18 protein-coding genes are annotated in these 19,862 nt (G+C 66.5%); 7 read left to right on the forward strand and 11 right to left on the reverse strand.

What is annotated here, in order from left to right; genetic code table 11:
* Positions 1–160: 160 nt before the first annotated feature.
* From N2L00_RS08900 to N2L00_RS08910, 3 genes are read left to right on the forward strand one after another with little or no spacing between them, the layout of a single operon-like run.
* Complete coding sequence (locus N2L00_RS08900; protein ID WP_255862957.1) at positions 161–997, forward strand: aldo/keto reductase; 837 nt, start codon at positions 161–163, stop codon at positions 995–997.
* Complete coding sequence (locus tag N2L00_RS08905; RefSeq protein WP_255862956.1) at positions 998–1,927, forward strand: alpha/beta fold hydrolase; 930 nt, start codon at positions 998–1,000, stop codon at positions 1,925–1,927.
* 2 nt (positions 1,928–1,929) lie between these two features.
* On the forward strand, positions 1,930–3,021 hold the full coding sequence (locus N2L00_RS08910) for a glycosyltransferase family 1 protein (RefSeq protein ID WP_255863301.1): 1,092 nt from the start codon (positions 1,930–1,932) through the stop codon (positions 3,019–3,021).
* 3 nt (positions 3,022–3,024) lie between these two features.
* On the opposite strand, the gene N2L00_RS08915 is transcribed toward N2L00_RS08910, so the two are convergent.
* Positions 3,025–4,038 carry an NADP-dependent oxidoreductase gene (locus tag N2L00_RS08915; protein WP_255862955.1) on the reverse strand — a complete coding sequence of 338 codons (1,014 nt, stop codon included), beginning with the start codon at positions 4,036–4,038 and terminating at the stop codon, positions 3,025–3,027.
* A gap of 36 nt (positions 4,039–4,074) precedes the next feature.
* Positions 4,075–4,509: a MarR family winged helix-turn-helix transcriptional regulator gene (locus tag N2L00_RS08920; protein ID WP_255862954.1), complete on the reverse strand. Its 435-nt coding sequence runs from the start codon at positions 4,507–4,509 to the stop codon at positions 4,075–4,077.
* A gap of 341 nt (positions 4,510–4,850) precedes the next feature.
* Between N2L00_RS08920 and N2L00_RS08925 the strand changes: the two genes are divergently transcribed.
* The 4 genes from N2L00_RS08925 (at position 4,851) to N2L00_RS08940 (ending at position 8,371) form a co-directional block, all read left to right on the forward strand.
* Complete coding sequence (locus N2L00_RS08925; RefSeq protein ID WP_255862953.1) at positions 4,851–6,467, forward strand: HNH endonuclease signature motif containing protein; 1,617 nt, start codon at positions 4,851–4,853, stop codon at positions 6,465–6,467.
* 140 nt (positions 6,468–6,607) lie between these two features.
* Positions 6,608–7,345 carry an MBL fold metallo-hydrolase gene (locus N2L00_RS08930; RefSeq protein WP_255862952.1) on the forward strand — a complete coding sequence of 246 codons (738 nt, stop codon included), beginning with the start codon at positions 6,608–6,610 and terminating at the stop codon, positions 7,343–7,345.
* Between the two features lie 151 nt (positions 7,346–7,496).
* Positions 7,497–7,991 carry an Hsp20/alpha crystallin family protein gene (locus tag N2L00_RS08935; protein ID WP_255766308.1) on the forward strand — a complete coding sequence of 165 codons (495 nt, stop codon included), beginning with the start codon at positions 7,497–7,499 and terminating at the stop codon, positions 7,989–7,991.
* 230 nt (positions 7,992–8,221) lie between these two features.
* Positions 8,222–8,371 carry a hypothetical protein gene (locus tag N2L00_RS08940; protein WP_255862951.1) on the forward strand — a complete coding sequence of 50 codons (150 nt, stop codon included), beginning with the start codon at positions 8,222–8,224 and terminating at the stop codon, positions 8,369–8,371.
* A 75-nt stretch (positions 8,372–8,446) separates the two neighbouring features.
* Here N2L00_RS08940 and N2L00_RS08945 read toward each other — a convergent pair whose 3' ends face one another.
* The 9 genes from N2L00_RS08945 to carA form a co-directional block, all read right to left on the reverse strand.
* On the reverse strand, positions 8,447–10,633 hold the full coding sequence (locus N2L00_RS08945; protein ID WP_255862950.1) for a primosomal protein N': 2,187 nt from the start codon (positions 10,631–10,633) through the stop codon (positions 8,447–8,449).
* A 6-nt stretch (positions 10,634–10,639) separates the two neighbouring features.
* Positions 10,640–11,869, reverse strand: a complete 1,230-nt coding sequence (metK, locus tag N2L00_RS08950; protein WP_255766311.1) for a methionine adenosyltransferase — start codon at positions 11,867–11,869, stop codon at positions 10,640–10,642.
* Positions 11,870–11,925: 56 nt separating this feature from the next.
* Positions 11,926–13,203 carry a bifunctional phosphopantothenoylcysteine decarboxylase/phosphopantothenate--cysteine ligase CoaBC gene (coaBC, locus tag N2L00_RS08955; RefSeq protein ID WP_255862949.1) on the reverse strand — a complete coding sequence of 426 codons (1,278 nt, stop codon included), beginning with the start codon at positions 13,201–13,203 and terminating at the stop codon, positions 11,926–11,928.
* Between the two features lie 32 nt (positions 13,204–13,235).
* Positions 13,236–13,499, reverse strand: a complete 264-nt coding sequence (rpoZ, locus tag N2L00_RS08960; protein WP_227921386.1) for a DNA-directed RNA polymerase subunit omega — start codon at positions 13,497–13,499, stop codon at positions 13,236–13,238.
* A gap of 26 nt (positions 13,500–13,525) precedes the next feature.
* Positions 13,526–14,095 (reverse strand): guanylate kinase, encoded by a 570-nt coding sequence (gene gmk / locus N2L00_RS08965; protein WP_255766313.1) that lies wholly within the window; start codon positions 14,093–14,095, stop codon positions 13,526–13,528.
* A gap of 41 nt (positions 14,096–14,136) precedes the next feature.
* Entirely contained in the window at positions 14,137–14,454 is a 318-nt protein-coding gene (gene mihF / locus N2L00_RS08970) for an integration host factor, actinobacterial type (RefSeq protein ID WP_227921382.1), read from the reverse strand.
* Positions 14,455–14,566: 112 nt separating this feature from the next.
* The gene (pyrF, locus tag N2L00_RS08975) at positions 14,567–15,436 is read right to left on the reverse strand and encodes an orotidine-5'-phosphate decarboxylase (protein ID WP_255862948.1); all 870 of its coding nucleotides are present in this window, start codon (positions 15,434–15,436) and stop codon (positions 14,567–14,569) included.
* Positions 15,429–18,722 carry a carbamoyl-phosphate synthase large subunit gene (carB, locus tag N2L00_RS08980; RefSeq protein ID WP_255862947.1) on the reverse strand — a complete coding sequence of 1,098 codons (3,294 nt, stop codon included), beginning with the start codon at positions 18,720–18,722 and terminating at the stop codon, positions 15,429–15,431. The genes pyrF and carB overlap by 8 nt, the downstream gene beginning before the upstream one ends.
* On the reverse strand, positions 18,722–19,858 hold the full coding sequence (carA, locus tag N2L00_RS08985) for a glutamine-hydrolyzing carbamoyl-phosphate synthase small subunit (RefSeq protein ID WP_255863300.1): 1,137 nt from the start codon (positions 19,856–19,858) through the stop codon (positions 18,722–18,724). Before carA ends, carB begins: the two co-directional genes overlap by 1 nt.
* Positions 19,859–19,862: the final 4 nt, after the last annotated feature.

Below are 19,862 nucleotides of genomic sequence, written 5' to 3' on the forward strand. Positions count from 1 at the left end.
CAAGTGGGAGGGCGGACTGTTGGTTTCTATGCAATCAATCTTTTGCAAGAAGCGCCATTACCTTAGCCGACCTCTTTGGCGCCACGCCAATCTTCCCGCGGCAAAACAGGTAGTCAGCGCGCGATTCGGTACGGTGCCCGCACCTCGGTAAAGTCGTCATATGCAGCCTGCAGCTCGAATTCCGCTCAATAACGGCGTCCTGATGGATCAGGTCGGCTTCGGTACCTACAAGATCCCGGCCGACGACGCCGCCCGGCTCTGCCTGGAGGCACTCGGGGCGGGCTACCGGCACCTCGACACGGCCGCCCTCTACGGCAATGAAGCCGGGGTGGGCGAGGCCGTGAACACCTTCACCCGCGCGAACGGCGTCGACCGCAGCGACATCTTCGTCACCTCGAAGGTCTGGAACACAGACCAGGGCTACGACTCCACTCTGCGTGCCTTTGACGCGTCCCTCTCCCGGCTGGGCCTGGACTACTTGGATCTGTACCTCATCCACTGGCCGTGCCCGCAGCGGGGACAGTTCGTCGACACGTACCGGGCGTTGGAGGAGCTCTACGCCGCGGGCCGGGTCCGTGCCATCGGCGTCTCAAATTTCCAGCCCGGCCATCTGCGGCAGCTGCTGGACGCGACCGGAATTGTCCCGGCGGTAAACCAGATTGAACTGCATCCCTGGCTGGCGCAGGAGGAACTGCGGCAGCTGCACCAGCGGCTCGGAATCCGCACGGCCGCGTGGAGCCCGCTGGGCCGCGGTGCAGTCCTCGCGGACCCGGTGGTTGTGCGGATTGCGGCCGAGCTCGGCCGCACCCCCGCGCAGGTGATCCTCCGCTGGCACCTGGACCTCGGCAACATCGTTATCCCCAAGGCCAGCAGTCCGGAGCGGATTGCCGGCAACCTGGACCTGTACTCCTTCGAGCTGACCGGCGATCACCGGACGGCGTTGAACGGACTGGACCGGGGCCAGCGGTCCGGATCGCATCCCGACGAGGTGAACTGAATGTCCGGCACTGCAGCGCGGAGTGCGTCGACGCCGTCGGGCGCCCCTGCGCCTTTCCTGCGCAAGGCCGCCGTGCGGTCCTTTTCGGTGGACGGTACCGAGCAGGTCTGCCGGGACTTCGCGCCGGTCGCGGAGGACGACGCCGGCCTGCCGCCGATCTTCATGGTCCACGGCTTCCGCGGCGACCACCATGGACTGCTGCGGATTGTCGAAGCGCTCCCCCGGCACCGCGTCCTGGTGCCCGACCTTCCCGGCTTCGGCGCCGGTGCCGCCCTTCCCGGCACGCACGATGTCCCCGCCTACACCGCATTTGTCCGCGAAGCACTGGCCGACCTGGGCTTGGGCCCGGACACGGTCCTGCTCGGCCATTCCTTCGGCTCCATTATTGCCGCGCACCTTGCGGCTCAGTCACCGGAACTGATCAGTGAGCTGGTGCTCGTGAACCCCATCTGCGAGCCTGCGCTGGAGGGTCCCAAGGGGATCACCAGCAAGGCGGCTGAACTCTACTACCGGCTGGCGGCCGCACTGCCGGAAAAACCCGGCATGGCGCTGCTGCGCAGCCCGCTGATCGTGCGGGGCATGAGCATGCTGATGGCAAAGACAAAGGATCCGGGCCTGCGCCGCTGGATCCATGCCCAGCACGATGCGTACTTCAGTGCCTTCGCCAACCGCCGGGTGGTCCTGGATGCCTTCCGGGCCTCCATTTCGGCCACGGTGCGCGACGTCGCCGGGCAGCTTTCCATGCCCGTGCTGCTTATCGCCGCGGAACAGGACGACCTCGGATCGGTGCGGGGGCAGCGCCTGCTTGCCGAGCTGATTCCCGACGCCGAACTGCAGATACTGCCCGGCGTGGGCCATCTGGTGCATTACGAAAAGCCGGCTGAGGCAGCCGATACGATCGAGGACTTCCTGTCCCGGAGGCATATATGAGGATGCGCCTGGCCGTAGACGCCCGGTTTACCCGCACCGACCACCATGACGGCATCAGCCGCTACGGCGCGAGCCTGATCGAGGCGGCGGCCAGGCAGGCCGACGTCGTGATGCTGATTTCGGACGAACGCCAGCTGGGACTGCTCCCGGACCTGCCGTGGGTGAAGATCAACAGCCCGCTTTCCCCCGCCGAGCTGTTTGTGGCTTTCCGGATCAACCGACTCGGCGCCGATGCGGTTTTCTGCCCGATGCAGACCATGGGCAGCTGGGGCCGGAAGTATCCGCTGATCCTGACCCTGCATGACCTGATCTATTACTCGAACCCGACGCCGCCGTCGTTCCTTCCGGCGGCGGTGCGCTGGCTGTGGCGGCTGTACCACCTGGCCTACTGGCCGCAGCGGCTGCTGCTGGACCGGGCCGACGTCGTTGCCACCATCAGCGGGACGACGCGGGAGCTGATGTCCCGCCACCGGTTGACCAAACGGCCCGTCCGGATAGTGGCCAACGCACCCCAGGAGTGTGCCGTGCCGCGGGACCCGGACGCGGGAGCCGAGGCGTCGCTGCTGTATATGGGGTCCTTCATGCCGTACAAGAACGTGGAGACCATCATCCGCGGCATGGAATACCTGCCGGATTACGCCCTGCACCTGCTGAGCCGGATTTCCGATGCACGGCGAAGCGAGCTTGAAGCGCTGATTCCCGCGGGTGCGCGCGTAACGTTCCACAACGGCGTGACCGATGAGGAGTATGACGGCCTGCTGCGCCGCACCACGGCCTTGGTGACCCTGTCACAAGCCGAGGGCTACGGGCTGCCGGTGATTGAGGCAATGGCCGTGGGCACCCCGGTGGTCGCCAGCGACATTCCGATTTTCCGCGAGGTCTCCGGCGGTGCGGCGCTGCTGGTGGATCCGGAGGATCCGTCGGCCTTCGCGGACGCCGTCCGGCAGCTGGGCGAACCGGGGCGCTGGCAGAAGGCGTCCGACGCCGGCGTGCAGCGGGCCGCCGACTACAGCTGGGCGGCCTCTGCCGACCAGCTCATGGAAGCGGCCGGGGAGGCTGTCCGCCTGTTCCCCGGCCGCCGCCGTCGTCGTTGATCCTTACTTGCCCAGGTTCACGATCATTTTGCCCTTATTGGCGCCCTTCATCAGGTCAATGAAGGCCTGCGGGGAGTTTTCGAGCCCGTCCACGAACGTCTCGTCGTAACGGACCAGGCCTTCCTGCAGCCAGCTGGTCATCAGGGAGGCAAACTCGTCGGCGTACTGGTTGTAGCTGCCCACGAGGAAGCCCCGGAGGGTGATTTCCTTGCCGATGGCAATGGCCAGGTTCCGCGGGCCCACGGGTGCATCGTTGTACTGCGAGATGGCACCGCACATGGCGATCCGGCCGAACTTGTTCATTACCGAAAGGGCCGCTTCGAGGTGCTCGCCGCCCACGTTGTCGAAGTAGACGTCAATGCCGTCGGCACCGGCGGCCTTCTTCAGCGAATCCTTCACCGGACCGTCGTGGTAGTTGAACGCCTCGTCGAAGCCCAGGTCCAGCAGCCGCTGGACCTTTTCGGCGGAACCGGCACTGCCGATGACCTTCTTGGCACCCATGGCCTTGGCGATCTGCCCGACCAGCGAACCCACGGCGCCCGCGGCACCCGAAACGAAGACGACGTCGCCTTCCTTGAACTCCGCCACCTTGGTCAGGCCGGCATAGGCTGTCTGGCCGGTCATGCCCAGCACCCCGAGGTACGCGCTGGCCGGAGCAGCCTCCGTATCGATGATGCGGGCACGGCGCCCGTCAAGGACGGCATAGTCGCGCCAGCCGAGGCCGTGCAGTACCTTGTCCCCCGGCTTGTGGTCCGGTGAGCGTGACTCCACGACTTCACCGACGGCGCCGCCCTCCAGCGGAGCGTCAAGCTGGAACGGCGGAACATAGGACTTGGCGTCATTCATCCGGCCGCGCATGTACGGGTCAACGGACATGTGCAGGTTGCGGACCAGGACCTGGCCCTCCTGCAGCTCGGGTACCGGCACCTCCGCCAGGCGGAAGTTCTTCTCCGTCGGCCACCCTTCGGGGCGGGAAGCAAGCTGGATTTCGCGGCCGGTTTCGGGGTAACTGCTCATGGAATGAACCTTACTGTCGGGGTTGATGGTCGGTATTTACTTCGCCACGGCCTGCCGCAGTGCGGCAGTGACCTTGGCGAGGGTGTCCTGCAGGCTTTCCAGGTCCTGCGGTGCCAGTCCGGCGGAGGCTGCGAGCCGGTCCGGCAGGTTCCTCGCGTCATGTTCGAGCGCGCGGCCGGCAGCCGTGAGGTGGATACGGACGCGCCTTTCGTCCTCGACGGCGCGACGGCGCTGCACCAGGTCCGCTGCCTCCAGCCGCTTGAGCAGCGGTGAAAGCGTGCCGGAATCCAGGTCCAGCGCCTCCCCCAGGTCCCGGACGCTTTGTGCGTCCTTCTCCCAGAGCAGCGACATCACCAGGTACTGCGGGTAGGTCAGCCCCATCTCTTCAAGCATCGGACGATAGAGGGCCGTGGCCGCCCGGGAGGCGGAGTACAGCGAGAAGCACACCTGCCGCTGTAGGGATTCGTTCATGGACCCACCGTAGGGCACAATTCAATTGTGCACAACCTGTTTTTGCCGCGTCAGTGGATGTCCGGTTGCCCGCTGCTTGCTTCGGCGGTTGATCACCGCATGGCGGGCTGCACGGAGAGGCCGGCACTGCTTTGCTTGGGCTGTGGCCGACCTGGAAACGACCCGGGCAACGTTTATCCCCGGGCACCTACTGGCGCAGCGCGCTCCGCAGCGCCGTTTGCCCCCCGCAATCTGCGCGGTTCCCGCGAGGCCAAACGCACAGTGTCCGATCAAAAAAACAGGTATAGGGTCGCGTAGTTTTGCCCTTTTAGGCAGTCCGAACGAAGGCTAAACTCGAACACATGTTCGAATACTCGCCGTCGGCTGATCATCATCGGAGGGGGCCGCTGGAGGTCCAATCCGCAGTGTTCGACGCCTGGGTGGAGTACTTGGCCGCAGATTCCGGGCCCACCTCCGGCCACACGCCGGAGGGTTCAGTTTCGGAAATCGTCTCGGATGCGGAACTGATCGACCAACTCCGCGCCCTGGAGGAACTGAAGGGTGCAGCTGCCGCCGCGCAGGCACGGATCTCAGCGGCATTCGATGCCTCGCAGCGGCGCAAGCAGGAACATGCCGGACTTCGGAAGGAAGATCTTGGGCGAGGGGTAGCTTCACAGATCGCTCTGGCCCGGCGGGAATCCGCCAACAAGGGCGGACGGCTGCTCGGTCTTGCAAAAGTCCTTACCGCGGAAATGCCGTACACAATGCGGGCCTTGTCCCTGGGGAAGATCAGCGAATGGCGGGCCACCCTCCTGGTGCGCGAGACAGCTTGCCTCTCCCTTCAGGACCGCAGGCTAGTGGATGAAGAAGTGGCAGGTGATACCGGCCTCTTGGAGTCCCTGGGTGACCGGCAAATCATCGCCCGCGCCAAGGCTGCCGCATACCGGTTGGACCCACGGGGGGCAGTGAACCGTGCCGCGAAAGCAGCATCCGAACGGTTTGTTTCCTGCCGTCCGGCGCCGGACACCATGACATACCTGACCGGATTACTGCCCGTCGCGCAGGGGGTGGGCGTCTACGCAGCCCTTTCACGCGAGGCTGACCGGCTACGCGCCGCCGGCGACGCAAGGGGGCGAGGCCAGATCATGGCCGACACCCTGGTGGAACGGGTCACCGGGCAGGGAGATGCCGGCTCGTTGAAGGTGGAGATCCAGCTGGTAATGACCGACCGGACTTTGCTGGCAGGCGATTCCGAACCGGTGCTAGTGCCCGGGTATGGCCCGGTTCCGGCGCAATGGGCTCGGGATCTGGTTCGACGCCGGAGCAGCCTGGCCCGGAGCAGGCGGGGCCGGAGCAACCGGGGCCGGGCCAAGGACCAGGCCGTGGGCGGGCCCGACAAGCACGAGGAACGCTGGATCCGGAGGCTCTACGCGGCTCCCGATACCGGAGAACTGGTGGCAATGGACTCCCGGGCACGACTGTTTCCCAAATCGCTGGCACGATTCATCGCGGCCCGGGACACCACCTGCCGAATGCCCTGGTGCGGAGCACCAATCCGCCATCTGGACCATATTCGCCCTCACAACCGCGGCGGACCCACAAATGCTGCCAACGGGCAGGGGCTATGCGAGGCGTGCAACCATGCCAAGGAAGCGCCGGGGTGGACCGCTGAACCAGTCCGAATAAGCAGTCCGGTGCCCGCAGCAGATGCCGGCATCAACACCGGAACCAGAGACACGGCGGACACGGCAGGCACGGCAGGCACGGCACCCGCCGGACACACGGTGAACACGACGACGCCGACCGGCCACACGTATCGTTCCACCGCTCCGCCCCTGCCCGGGACGGCACCGCGCGGAACAATGCCGCAGCCGGCGCACCGGCCATTCCACCCGGAACTTCCCCTGGCGCGTTCCCCAGAGCGTTCCCTGCACTCCCCCGTTGAAGCATGCATAGCGGATTTTGTTTGGGCAGCCTGAAGGCGGCCCCTGGAGGACTGCCACTGCTGGAAGCACATGGCTATAGTGGCGGCCAATCAGCTTATGGCAGCACATCAGCTGGTGCCGCCAAATCAGCACGCACGGATCGGCCAACTGCCTGCCCATGAGAAGGAGTACCAGTGAAGCTTGGACCGCACCTGCACCGCATCGGCAACGACATTGTGGCCGCTTATCTGGTGGACACGGAGGACGGGATTACCGTGATCGATACCGGACTCCCCGGGCACTGGAAGGATCTGCTCGCTGAACTGAAGGCCATGGGCCGAACCCTGGACGACATACGCGGGGTGGTCCTGACGCACGGGGACAGTGACCACATCGGCTTTGCCGAAAGACTGCGCCGGACCCGGAACGTGCCTGTCTTCGTCCACTCCGAGGATGCAGATCGTGCTCGCGGCGGCAAGAAGCCAAAGCCTGCGATGGGCCCCATGCGGCCGGGTCCCGTGGTCCGGTTCTTCGCCTACGCGGTGCGCAAGCGGGGTTGGCGAACCACGTACCTCACCGAGGTCTCCGAGGTGGCGGACGGTGCCGTTCTCCCGCTGCCGGGTGAACCGCAGGTCATAACCCTGCCGGGGCACTCCCCGGGCAGCATTGCCGTGTATGTGCCGGCCGCGGATGCGGTCTTTGTCGGGGATGCACTCACCACCCGCGACGTGCTGACAGGGCGGACGGGCATTCGGCCCGCACCGTTCACTGATGACCCTGCGTTAGCCCTGCATTCCCTGAACCGGCTGGCCGGCATCGAGGCCAACTGGGTGCTCCCCGGACACGGGGCTCCATGGCGCGGCACCCCGGGCGACGTCCAGGAGCTGGCACGCCTGGCAGCAGTGCGGACGGGTCGCGGAGGCAACCGCTAAGAGAACAAATTCAACACCGGAAAAAGTAGTTGGCACTCGCCCCTTGAGAGTGCTAATCTCATTTTCGCAAGTTGAGCGTCACCGACTCAACTTTGGAACTGAATCTCGGCACCGCTGAAAAAGCGATTATGTTGAAGGAGTTGGTACCACCATGGCTATGAAGTTTGATCCGTTCCAGGAACTGGACCGCATGGCTCAGGCACTGCGTGGCGAAGGAACCCTGCGCGGCATGCCCATGGACCTCTACCGGCAAGGCGACCAGTACATCCTCGCAGCAGATCTCCCCGGGATCGATCCCGGATCCATCGACATTGACGTCGACGGCCAGCTGCTGACCATCCGGGCCCAGCGCACGCTGCAGAACACGGACGGGGTCAAGTGGCTCACCCGCGAACGGGAAAGCGGTTCCTTCCTGCGCCAGCTCAACCTCGGCCAGGGGATCGACACTGAACAGATTTCGGCCCAGTACGAGAACGGTGTCCTCAGTGTCATCATCCCGGTGGTTGAGCGGGCCAAGCCCCGCAAGATCGCCGTCCAAACCTCAACGGAAGCTTCCGCTATCAACGGCGAAACCGTCGAAGGAAACGGTGCAGTCGAAGGAAACAGCGCAGTCGAAGGTACCAGCCGGGAAACCGTTGGGGCCTAATTCCTGACTCCATTTTCTGCAACGAAGGGCTCCGGAAATCCGGAGCCCTTCGTTGTACCCGCCACAGGTGCACACCCAGTGGCAAACTTCACCCCGATTCCGGTCAATTCCGCTTTCCGCGGGGCGGGATACTGGGAAATGTACGCCTTGAAACGGATCGGCCCGGGCAAGTGGGTGGGCACACACAGCTGCAGCCGCCAGGCCCGGGGGCTGGGAAAGGGGACGCAGCAGTGAAGCTGCCCACTGTCAATCATCGGTACCGGATGATCCACGGAGTACCCCGTGGACTGTTGGGGCGGTTGTCCCGGTTGGGCGGCGCGGCCCAACTGGCTTTGCTTTCCCTGCTTGGCGCCTGCGCCGTGCTGTTCGAGCTGCTGTAAGCAAGAACCAGCTGCAGGAACACGAGTTGTTGTAAGCAAGGACTGCAGCTGGAACCAGTCGCAGGACGCCAGGCCCTAAAGAACGTCGGTTCCGTCCACTCGAATGTAGACGGGATCGCCCGTCCGGCGGGCAGAGGCAGCAGCCTTGGTTGAACGAAGCGCCGCCGTAATCGCGGGGGCCGCAGCGTAGGGGAAAAACAGGAGTGTCCGGTAGCGTCCGCCGGCGCCGCCCAACTGGCCGTCCGGGGACTTGCTGTCCCGTTGCTGGGCGTTCCCCGACGGCGGGGCAACTGCGGGTGCAAGCGGCGCCGGCCCCACGGTCCGGACACCCTCAGGCAGCTCGAGCCGCGTAATAAACGCGTCAAGGCCCTCCCGCGACCCGGTCAGTTCGGCATACCGCACGGCCGGCGGCAAACCCAGCTCGCGCCGCAGCTCCAGTTCGCGTTCCGCCGCCGACGCCGGGTCCCAACGGAGCAGATGGCCAACCGTTGCCGAATCATCAGCCGTGACAACCACGAGGCCTTTTTCCGTTGCCGGCCGGACCAGCGATGCCGCCGTAAACCAGCGGCGCAGGGTGTCCTCCCCTGCGCGCAGTGATTCGCGGGACAGCATCGCATTGCCGTCCAGCAGAATGGCTGCGGCGTAGCCACCCGGAGCTACGGGCTCGGCGCCGGGGGTGGCGACGACCAGTGCCGGAGTGTCCGGAATCTCGGTCCGGATGTGGTCGCCGGCGGAAGAAATCACTGTGGTGGAGGGGAACGCACGGCCCAGCTCCTCGGCGGTGCGCCCGGCACCGGCGGTGGAGCCCCGCAGCTGGGTTCCTCCGCAGTTGCCGCAATGCCACATAGGCTCCGGCCGCCCGCACCAGCGGCATGCCGGAATACCGTTCCTGCTGGCAAGGCCCAAGGGGCCGGAGCAGTTGCGGCACCGGGCGGGTTCCCGGCATTCCTGGCAGGACAACGCCGGCGAGAAACCGGTCCGGGCCACCTGGACCAGCACCGGTCCGCGCGTCAGTCCGTCCTGCGCCGCCTTCCACGCGGCGTGCGGTATCCGGGCACGGGCAGCCAAGGGGTCGCGTTCCATCGTGAAGGAATCGGTAGTGCTGACCACCCGCGGGGCATGCGCCCGGACGGTTGAACGGTCGGCCGCTATACCGGCTGCCCAGCCGCTGGCAACCAGCCGCTGCGCCTCAGTGCTCCGCGAATGCGACGCCAGGAGCAGGGCTGCGTCTTCCAGTTCGGCACGCAGCAGAAGGACGTCGCGGGCGTGCTGGTAGGGGGCCCGCTGTTCGGCGTGCAGATCATCGGCGTCGTCCCAGATCACGGCCAGCCCAAGATCCCGCACCGGCGCATAAGCGGCCGAACGGGTCCCGATGGCCACACGGACATCGCCGTGCAGCAACTGGAGGAAACTGCGGTAGCGCGGAGTGGGTCCGTCGTCGGCCGTCAACCGCACAAAGGAGTCTGCACCGATCCGGGCAGTAAGCGCCGACTGCACCCGCGAGAGGTCCTTATTGTCGGGAACGACGACGACGGCGCCCCGCCCGGAGAGCAGCGTGGAGCGCACAGCTTCGGCAATTTCGGCAGGCCAGTCCTTCGCGCCGTAACCGCCGAGCGAGGAGAGCACGGCGCGGGGGCGGTGGCCCGCGGCCAGATGGGTCAGGAACCGCGGTCCGTGCGGATAGCGTGCCAGCGGGTTGGCTCCGGCCCCTTCCGGTCCGGGTACGGTGTCTGCCGCTGCCGAATCGGCGCCGGCACCGGCACCGGCACCGGCGTCAATCCCGGCGCCAGCCCCAGCTGATGCCGCCCGCGCTTCCGGAGTGAATTCCTTCTCCACCCTCGCCGCACGCGGCGGAATCGCCACCCGCAGCACGTCATGGACGGTTCCGGCGTAGCGTGCTGCAACGGCCTCGGCCAGGCGCAGGATCTGCGGCGAAAGCACGGGCTGCGGGGAGATTACCTTCCCCAGCGGCATCAACCGGGCGGTGGTGTCCGCTTCGGCCGCCCGTTCAGTGATAAATCCAGGGAGTTCCTGGCCGCCGAACCGCACCTTGACCCGGGCGCCGGGCACAGCGTCGGCGTCGAGGTCTGCGGGGACCAGGTAGTCAAAGGGCCGGTCCAGGTGCGGCAGCGGGGAATCCAGCAGGACACGGGCAATCGGCAGGGCGGAAGCCGGCTGGGACTTGCCTACCGGTTTTGCCGACGGCGTGAAGCCGTGCAGCAGGGAAAGCTGCACGGCCTCGGTAGTGTCGTCGGCGGCCATGGCCGGCTACACGTTGAAGTAGCTGCGGAGGTCCTCGACCTTGTCCTTGCGCTCCCAGGTGAAACCTTCGTCCTCACGGCCGAAGTGGCCGTGGGCGGCAGTCCGCTGGTAGATGGGACGCTTGAGGTCCAGGCCGTTGATGATGCCCAGCGGACGCAGGTCGAAGACTTCCTGCACGGCGTCGGCAATCCGGGCCGGGTCCACCGTCTCGGTACCGAAGGTTTCCACGTAGATGCCTACGGGGCGGGCCATCCCGATGGCGTAGGCAATCTGGATTTCCGCACGCCGGGCCAGGCCGGCGGCAACCACGTTCTTGGCTACCCAGCGCATGGCGTAGGCCGCGGAACGGTCCACCTTGCTCGGGTCCTTGCCGCTGAACGCACCGCCGCCGTGGCGGGCGAATCCACCGTAGGTGTCAACGATGATCTTGCGGCCGGTGAGGCCGGCATCGCCGACGGGACCGCCAATGACGAAGGGTCCGCCGGGGTTGATGATGTGCTTGACGTCGGAAATGTCCAGGTCGGTGCCGGCCAGGACGGGGTTCACCACGTACTCGACCATGTCGGCCCGCAGCTGTTCCAGGTCCAGCTCCGCGGCGTGCTGGGTGGAGACAACCACGGAGTCCACGGAAACCGGCCGGTCGCCGTCGTACCCCACGGTGACCTGGGTCTTGCCGTCCGGACGAAGGTACGGGAGGGTGCCGTCCTTGCGGACGGTGGTGAGGCGTTCGGAGAGGCGGTGGGCCAGCCAGATGGGCGTGGGCATCAGCACCGAGGTCTCGTCGCTGGCGTAGCCGAACATGATGCCCTGGTCCCCCGCGCCCTGGGCGTCATAGGGGTCAACAACCTTGCCGGTCCGGTTCTCCAGGGAGTTGAACACACCTGAAGCGATTTCCGGGGACTGCTGGCCGATGGATACGGACACGCCGCAGCGGGCGCCGTCGAAGCCGTTTGCCGAGGAATCGTAGCCGATGTCCAGGATGGTGTCGCGGACCAGCTGCGGGATCTCAACGTAACCCTCGGTGGTCACTTCTCCTGCGACGTGCACCAGGCCTGTGGTCACCAGGGTTTCAACGGCTACCCGGGACTCGGGATCGACCTTGAGCAGGCCGTCGAGGATTGCGTCACTGATCTGGTCACAGATTTTGTCCGGGTGGCCCTCAGTGACGGATTCCGAGGTGAAAAGGCGCAGGTTGGACTGCGGCTTGGAGGGGGATGATGTATCGGAAAAAGTCACGGGATTTACTCTACCGGGCCGCACCGACCATCGAAGCACGTGCAGGGTGCGCGGCCTCAGGCGGCGCGTGCGGCGAGCTCGGCGGAAATCCGCGCGATGATGCGTGCCGACACGTCGGCTTTGGTGCCGGCTGCGCTTTCGCCTGCATCCTCTGCGGCGTCTGCCGGTGAGAGAATCCTCACCTCGGTGTCGTCCTGGCCGAAGACCAGGGATTTGCCGACCCGGTTGAGGACCAGCAGGTCGCAGCCCTTCCGGGCAAGCTTCTTGCGCCCGTATTCGAGCACATCGGAGCTGGCATCTCCGGTTTCGGCGGCGAAACCGACAATGAGTTTCGGGGTGCCCGCTCCGGCTGCTTCGCGCGCCTGGACCAGTTCCTGCAGGATGTCGGGATTGCGGACGAGGGTGATCACGGGATCCGCTTCGTCGTCGCGCTTCTTGATTTTGGTGTCCACCACCTGTGACGGGCGGAAATCCGCGACCGCGGCGGCCATGATCACGACGTCGGAATCCGCGGCGGCCGCGTGCACGGCGGTACGGAGTTCGAGGGCTGTTTCGACGCGGACAAGCTCGACGCCGCTCGGCGCCGGAACATCCATGTGCGCCGCGATGAGCCGCACCCGGGCGCCGGCCGCCAGCGCCGCTTCGGCCAGCGCGGTCCCCTGCTTTCCTGAGGAGCGGTTGCCGAGGAACCGTACCGGGTCCAGCGGTTCGCGGGTGCCTCCGGCGGTGATGGTGACGGTGGTGCCGGCCAGATCGCCGGGAGCGGCTGCGGTGTTTGCGGCCTCGCTGCTGTCAGCTTCGACGCTGTCAGCTTCCACGGCGGCCAGTGCGGCGGTGAAGATGGCTTCCGGTTCCGGCAGGCGGCCGGGACCGGTGTCCTTGCCCGTCAGCCGCCCGATGCCCGGTTCCAGCACCACGGCACCCCGGCTGCGCAGGGTGGCGACGTTGGCGGTGGTCGCGGGATGCATCCACATTTCGGTATGCATGGCCGGGGCGAAAACCACCGGCCCGCGGGCCATCAGCAGGGTATTGGTGAGCAGGTCGTTTGCCTGGCCGGCGGCAGCCCGGGCCAGCAGGTCCGCAGTGGCCGGGGCCACCACGATCAGATCCGCTTCGTGTCCGAGCCGCACATGGTTGACCTTCTCCACTTCGTCGAAGACGGAGGAGGAGACGGGGTTGCCGGAGAGCGCCTTCCACGTTGCAACACCGACGAACTGCTTGGAGGATTCGGTGGGGACAACGGTGACGTTGTGCCCGGCCTCGGTGAAAAGCCGCAGCAGCGACGCGGCCTTGTACGCGGCGATTCCGCCGCCGACGCCCAGGACTATGCGCACGCTGCTGCCTTCCCCCTTGTGGTCGCTGAGCTTTACTCGGCGTTCTCGTTCGGGCGCACCACGAGCATGCCGTCGTTGATCTCGCGCAGGGCGATGGACAGCGGCTTTTCGTTCAGCTTGGTTTCCACCAGCGGGCCGACGTACTCGAACAGGCCCTCGTGCAGCTGGGAGTAGTAGGCGTTGATCTGGCGGGCGCGCTTGGCACCGTAGATGACCAGCGCGTACTTGGAATCGGCGGCTTCGAGCAGGTCGTCGATCGGCGGGTTGATGATGCCTTCAGACACAGGGTTCTCCAAAATTCTTGAACGGGATTCGCGGTTTGTCAGCGCGTGCGCGGACTGATTCCCATGAGTGATACAAGCTCAGCTGCAGCCCGCTGGACGTCATCATTAATGACGGTGTGATCGAACTCGGACTCGGCAGCAAGTTCCAGTTTAGCGGTTTCCAGCCGTTGCTGCTGCTCTTCGGGCGTTTCGGTTCCGCGCCCGACCAATCGCCGCACCATTTCGTCCCAGGTAGGCGGGGCCAGGAACACGAAATTCGCCTCCGGCATGGACTTCTTGACCTGCCGCGCACCCTGGAGATCGATCTCCAGCAATACGCTGCGGCCCTCGGCCATGGCTGCTTCCACGGTGCGGCGCAGGGTTCCATAGCGGTTGCGTCCGTGGACCACTGCCCACTCGAGCATCTGGTCCTGCTCAATCATGGCGTCGAACTCTTCGGCGCTGACGAAGAAGTAATGTACGCCGTCTTCTTCACCCGGACGGGGGGCACGGGTGGTGGCCGAGACGGAAAGCCAGACCTCGGGATAGTTGTCCCGGATATAGGTGGATACAGTGCCCTTGCCAACTGCGGTTGGACCTGCCAGAACTGTCAGCCGCGGTTGCGACACGTAAACCTCATTCACTCGTTGTTATTGCGGGCCTCCTGAGCCTAATGGCTCGCCAGCAGGTCTATCAGCGCCTTGCGCTGATGCACGCCCAACCCCCGGACCCGGCGGGTGGGCGCAATACCTACCGTAGCCATTATTCCAGCTGCGCGGCGCTCCCCGACACCAGGCAGGGCGCGCAGCAGGTCCATGACCTTCAGCCGGCCAACCGCTTCCTCGCCGGAACGGGACAGGATGACTTCCTCGATGCTGAGATCACCGGACTTGATACGTGACTTGACCTCCGCACGGACTGCCCGGGCCGCGGTGGCCTTTTCGCGGGCGAGCGTACGCTCGGCTTCTGTCAGTGGCTTGAGGTTCAAGAGACGCTCCCGGACGAAGACACACCGCTGTCAGCGGCTCTGCTGGTAGCTCCGAACCTATCCGCAATCGAAGCCCAATTGCAATGGAACCCGATTCGCAGACGCCGCTCCCCTAGCGTACGGATGCCAGCTCCGATCCGGTCCGCAGTGCTGCGTCGAGGAGGCCCCGGGGGTCGGGGCCGGCCCGCAGGATGCCGCGGCTGGAGGTGGCCAGGACATTGGGGTACGCCGCAGCGAAGGTTCCGCGCAGGTCGGCGGCGGTTGCCCCCTGGGCGCCCAGGCCCGGAGCGAGCAGCGGTGCCCGCGAGGCGGCAAGGTCGATCTCCAGATCTGCCAGTGCCGTGCCGACGGTCGCGCCGACCACAAGTCCCACGGAGCCCAGTTCCGTCCCGGAACCACCTCCCGGGCCGGCATTTTCCGCCGCTGCCGCGTCCACGATCCGGGCAGCCACGGACCGTTCCGCTCCCCCGGCGCCGACGTGCTGAACGGACGCCCCTTCCGGGTTTGACGTGAGTGCCAGGACAAATACACCGCGTCCGGTGGCAGCCGCAAGGTCCAGGGCGGGCCGCAGGGACCCGAACCCGAGATACGGACTGAGCGTCACGGCGTCGGCCGCCAGCGGCGAACCGTCCCGCAGCCACGCGTCCGCATAGGCTGCCATCGTGGAGCCGATGTCCCCGCGCTTGGCGTCGGCGATACTGAGCACGCCGGCGTCCGAACACTCCTGCAGCAGGCGTTCCAGGACCGCCAGCCCGGCGGATCCGTGGCGTTCGTACAGCGCCACCTGTGGCTTCACGGCCGCAACCTGCTCCCCCACCGCCGCGAGGACGGTGAGGGAAAAACGTTCGAGCCCGGCGACGTCGTCGTTCAGGCCCCACTGGGCCAGCAGTTCGGGGTGCGGATCGATGCCGACGCACAGCTGCCCGCGGCGGTCCATGGCCGCGCGCAGCCGCGCACCGAAAGCGGGACGTTCCTCAGGCACCGGCTGCCTTCAACCGGGCGGCGTGTTCCTGCAGGGAAGTCACGTCCCATTCGTAGGAGCGCATCGCGTCGATCGCCTGCACGGCGGCACCGAACTCGGAGACGGTGGTGACCACCGGGCAGCCGATGGACGTTGCCGCGGCCCGGATTTCGTATCCGTCGCCGCGGGCCTGGCCGCCGGAAGGCGTGTTGACCACCAGGTTGATCTCGCCGGCGGTGATCAGGTCCACGACGGTCCCTTCGCCGTCCGGTCCGGCACCCTCGGCGACCTTGCGCACCACCGTGGCGGCAATGCCGTTGCGGCGCAGCACCTCAGCCGTGCCGCCGGTGGAGAGGATCTCGAAGCCGAGGTCGCTCATCCGCTTCACCGGCATGATGATCGAGCGCTTGTCCCGGTTCGCCACCGATACGAAGACCTTGCCGGCGGTGGGCAGGGCACTGTTCGCGGCGGCCTGTGACTTGGCGAAGGCGGTGTCGAAGTACTTGTCGATGCCCATGACCTCACCGGTGGACCGCATTTCCGGGCCCAGGAGAGAGTCCACCACGGTGCCCTCGGGGGTCCTGAACCGGCTGAACGGCAGCACCGCTTCCTTCACGGCCACCGGGGCGTCCAGCGGCAGGGTGGAGCCGTCGCCGACGGCGGTCAGCTTCCCGGCGGCCCGCAGCTCTGCGATGCTGGCGCCGGTGCCGATGAGAGCCGCGGCCTTGGCCAGCTGGACGCCGGTGGCCTTGGACACGAACGGCACGGTGCGGGAGGCACGCGGGTTGGCTTCGATGACGTAGAGGATGTCCGAGGCCAGGGCGAACTGGATGTTGATCAGCCCGCGGACGCCGACGCCGGCGGAGATCACCCGGGTGGCCTCGCGGACCCGGTCGATCACGTCGGTGCCGAAGGTGATGGGCGGCAGCACGCAGGCGGAGTCGCCCGAATGGATGCCGGCCTCCTCGATGTGCTCCATGATTCCGCCCACGTAGAGGTCGGTGCCGTCGAAGAGCGCATCGACGTCGATCTCGATGGCGTCTTCCAGGAACCGGTCCACCAGGACGGGGTGGTCCGGGGTGATCTCGGTGGCGTTGGTGATGTAGCGGGAGAGATTCGCTTCGTCATAGACGATCTCCATGCCGCGGCCGCCCAGGACATAGGACGGGCGGACCAGGACGGGGTAGCCGATCTCGTCCGCCACCCGCTTGGCGTCCTCGAAGGACACGGCCGTGCCGTTCTTGGGGGCGGTGAGCCCGCCCTCGTCCAGCACCTGCTGGAACGCACCGCGGTGTTCGGCCAGGTCGATTGCGGCGGGCGAGGTGCCCAGGATGGGCACGCCGGCGTCGGCCAGGGCCTGTGCCAGCTTCAGCGGCGTCTGCCCGCCGAGCTGGACGAAAACACCCAGGACGCCGCCGGTGCGCTGCTCCGCGGCGATGACCTCCAGGACATCCTCCAGGGTCAGCGGCTCGAAGTAGAGCCGGTCGGAGATGTCGTAGTCGGTGGACACGGTTTCCGGGTTGCAGTTGATCATCACGGTCTCGTGGCCGGCTTCGCGCAGTGCCATGGTCGCGTGGACGCAGGAGTAGTCGAACTCGATGCCCTGCCCGATCCGGTTCGGCCCGGAGCCAAGGATGATGATGGACGGCTTGGCATGCTCGGCCACCTCGTCCTCCTCGTCATAGGAGGAGTAGTGGTACGGCGTGTACGCGGCGAATTCGGCGGCGCAGGTGTCCACGGTCTTGAAGACCGGGCGTACGTTCAGGGCGTGCCGGACGCCGCGCACCACTGCTTCGGGGGTGTTGGTCAGCGCGCCGATCTGCTCGTCGGAGAAGCCGTGCCGCTTGGCCAGGCGCAGGATGTCCTCGTTGACCGACGGCGTGGCACGGATCTGCTCGGCGGTTTCGTTGATGAGCACCAACTGGTCCAGGTACCAGGGGTCGATACCGGTGGCTTCGAAGAGCTCCTCGATGGAGGCACCGCCCAGCAGCGCCTGCTGCACCTGCTGCAGCCGGGCGGTGGTGGGCCGCCGCGACGCCTCAATGAGTCCGGGCACGTCGGCTGCGTCCACCGGGTCGAAGGACAGCGAGGCGCCCTTCTGCTCCAGGGAACGCAGTGCCTTCTGCAGGGCTTCGGTGAAGTTGCGGCCGATCGCCATGGCCTCGCCTACCGACTTCATGGTGGTGGTCAGCGTGGGATCCGCGGCCGGGAACTTCTCGAAAGCGAACCGCGGGACCTTCACCACGACGTAGTCGAGGGTGGGCTCGAACGACGCCGGCGTCTTCTTGGTGATGTCGTTCGGAATCTCGTCCAGGGTGTAGCCGAGGGAAAGCTTCGTGGCGATCTTGGCGATGGCGAAGCCGGTGGCCTTGGACGCCAGCGCCGAGGAGCGGGAGACGCGCGGGTTCATTTCAATGACCACCACGCGGCCGGTGTCCGGCTCGATGGCGAACTGGATGTTGCAGCCGCCGGTGTCCACGCCTACCTCGCGGATGACGGCGATCGCGATGTTGCGCAGCTTCTGGTACTCGCGGTCGGTCAGGGTCATGGCGGGGGCCACGGTGATGGAGTCTCCGGTGTGCACGCCCACCGGATCGAAATTCTCGATGGAACAGACGACAACCACGTTGTCGTTCTTATCCCGCATCATCTCCAGTTCGTATTCCTTCCAGCCCAGGATGCTCTCTTCAAGCAGAACCTCGGAGGTGGGGCTGTACTGGATGCCGGCCCCGGCAATGCGGCGCAGGTCCTCGGCGTTGTAAGCCAGGCCGGAGCCGAGCCCGCCCATGGTGAAGGAAGGCCGGACCACCATCGGGTAGCCCAGTTTGTCGGCCGCGGCGAAGGCCTCATCCATGCTGTGCACGATGATCGACTTCGCAGATTCGGCACCGCAGCGCTCGACGACGCCCTTGAACTTCTCGCGGTCCTCGCCGAGTTCGATCGCGGCGATGTTCGCGCCGATCAGTTCCACGTTGTACTTCTCCAGCGCGCCGCTCTTGTCCAGGGCGATGGCGGTGTTCAGGGCCGTCTGCCCGCCGAGGGTGGGCAGGATTGCGTCGGGCCGTTCCTTGGCGATGATCTTCTCGACCATCTCCGGGGTGATCGGTTCCACGTACGTGGCGTCGGCGAACTCCGGGTCGGTCATGATGGTGGCCGGGTTGGAGTTCACGAGGATGACCCGCAGGCCCTCCTCCTTGAGCACCCGCAGGGCCTGCGTGCCGGAGTAGTCGAATTCCGCGGCCTGGCCGATGACGATCGGGCCGGAGCCGATGACCAGGACGGACTTGAGGTCGGTTCTGCGGGGCATTAGATGCTTTCCTTGCTCTTGCTGGCTGCCATAAGCTCGACGAAGCGGTCAAAGAGGTAGGCGGAGTCGTGCGGTCCGGCGGCAGCCTCGGGGTGGTACTGGACCGAGAAGGCGGGGAGGTCGAGGCAGGCGAGGCCCTCGACGACGTCGTCGTTCAGGCTGACGTGGCTGACCTCCACCCGGCCGTAGCGGGCTTCCGGTGCAGTGACGGGGCCGTCCAGCGGGGCGTCGACGGCGAATCCGTGGTTCTGGCTGGTGATTTCCACCTTGCCGGTCCGCCGGTCCAGGACGGGCTGGTTGATCCCGCGGTGCCCGTAGCGCAGCTTGTAGGTGCCGAAGCCCAGGGCACGCCCGAGGATCTGGTTGCCGAAGCAGATCCCGAAGAACGGAATGCGGGCATCCAGCACTTCGCGCAGCAGGTCCACCTGGACATCGGCGGTGGCCGGGTCGCCGGGGCCGTTGGACATAAACACGCCGTCGGCGCCCAGGGCTTTGATGTCCTCGAAGGTGGAGGCGGCGGGCAGCACATACGTGCGGATGCCGCGCTCGGCCAGGCGCACCGGGGTCATGGACTTGATGCCCAGGTCGATGGCGGCAACGGTGAACAGCGGGTCGCCGGCCCAGCCGTGGTCTGCCGGGTCAATGAGGTAGGTTTCGTCCACGCTGACCTCTTCGGCCAGCCGTGCGCCCTCCATACCCTGCTGGGCACGGACCTCGGCGAGCAGTTCGCTGTCGGGGCGTTCGGCGTCGGGCCCGGAGAAAATCCCGGCCTTCATGGCCCCGCGTTCGCGCAGGTGCCGGGTCACGGCGCGGGTGTCGACGCCGGAGATGCCGACGACGCCCTGATCCGCCAGCTGCTCGTCCAGGGTGGATTCGGAACGCCAGCTCGAGGGGCGGCGGGCGGCGTCGCGCACGATGTACCCGGCCACCCAGATCCGCCGGGACTCGGCGTCGTCGCCGTTGACTCCGGTGTTGCCGATATGCGGGGCCGTCTGGACCACGAGCTGCCGGGCATAGGAGGGGTCGGTGATGGTCTCCTGGTAGCCGGTCATGCCGGTGGCAAACACCGCTTCGCCCAGGGCCGTTCCCTGCGCACCGTAGGCACGCCCGCGGAAGGTGCGGCCGTCTTCCAGCATGAGG

The sequence above is a fragment of the Arthrobacter sp. zg-Y1171 genome (assembly GCF_025244845.1).
Classification (GTDB): domain Bacteria; phylum Actinomycetota; class Actinomycetes; order Actinomycetales; family Micrococcaceae; genus Arthrobacter_B.

What these genes read in the sequence shown, in the direction of transcription:
- N2L00_RS08900 (WP_255862957.1), top strand. Translation starts at nt 161, where the DNA reads ATGCAGCCTGCAGCTCGAATTCCGCTCAATAACGGCGTCCTGATGGAT.
- N2L00_RS08905 (WP_255862956.1), top strand. Translation starts at nt 998, where the DNA reads ATGTCCGGCACTGCAGCGCGGAGTGCGTCGACGCCGTCGGGCGCCCCT.
- N2L00_RS08910 (WP_255863301.1), top strand. Translation starts at nt 1,930, where the DNA reads ATGCGCCTGGCCGTAGACGCCCGGTTTACCCGCACCGACCACCATGAC.
- N2L00_RS08915 (WP_255862955.1), bottom strand. Translation starts at nt 4,038, where the DNA reads ATGAGCAGTTACCCCGAAACCGGCCGCGAAATCCAGCTTGCTTCCCGC.
- N2L00_RS08920 (WP_255862954.1), bottom strand. Translation starts at nt 4,509, where the DNA reads ATGAACGAATCCCTACAGCGGCAGGTGTGCTTCTCGCTGTACTCCGCC.
- N2L00_RS08925 (WP_255862953.1), top strand. Translation starts at nt 4,851, where the DNA reads ATGTTCGAATACTCGCCGTCGGCTGATCATCATCGGAGGGGGCCGCTG.
- N2L00_RS08935 (WP_255766308.1), top strand. Translation starts at nt 7,497, where the DNA reads ATGGCTATGAAGTTTGATCCGTTCCAGGAACTGGACCGCATGGCTCAG.
- N2L00_RS08945 (WP_255862950.1), bottom strand. Translation starts at nt 10,633, where the DNA reads ATGGCCGCCGACGACACTACCGAGGCCGTGCAGCTTTCCCTGCTGCAC.
- carB (WP_255862947.1), bottom strand. Translation starts at nt 18,722, where the DNA reads ATGCCCCGCAGAACCGACCTCAAGTCCGTCCTGGTCATCGGCTCCGGC.
- carA (WP_255863300.1), bottom strand. Translation starts at nt 19,858, where the DNA reads ATGCTGGAAGACGGCCGCACCTTCCGCGGGCGTGCCTACGGTGCGCAG.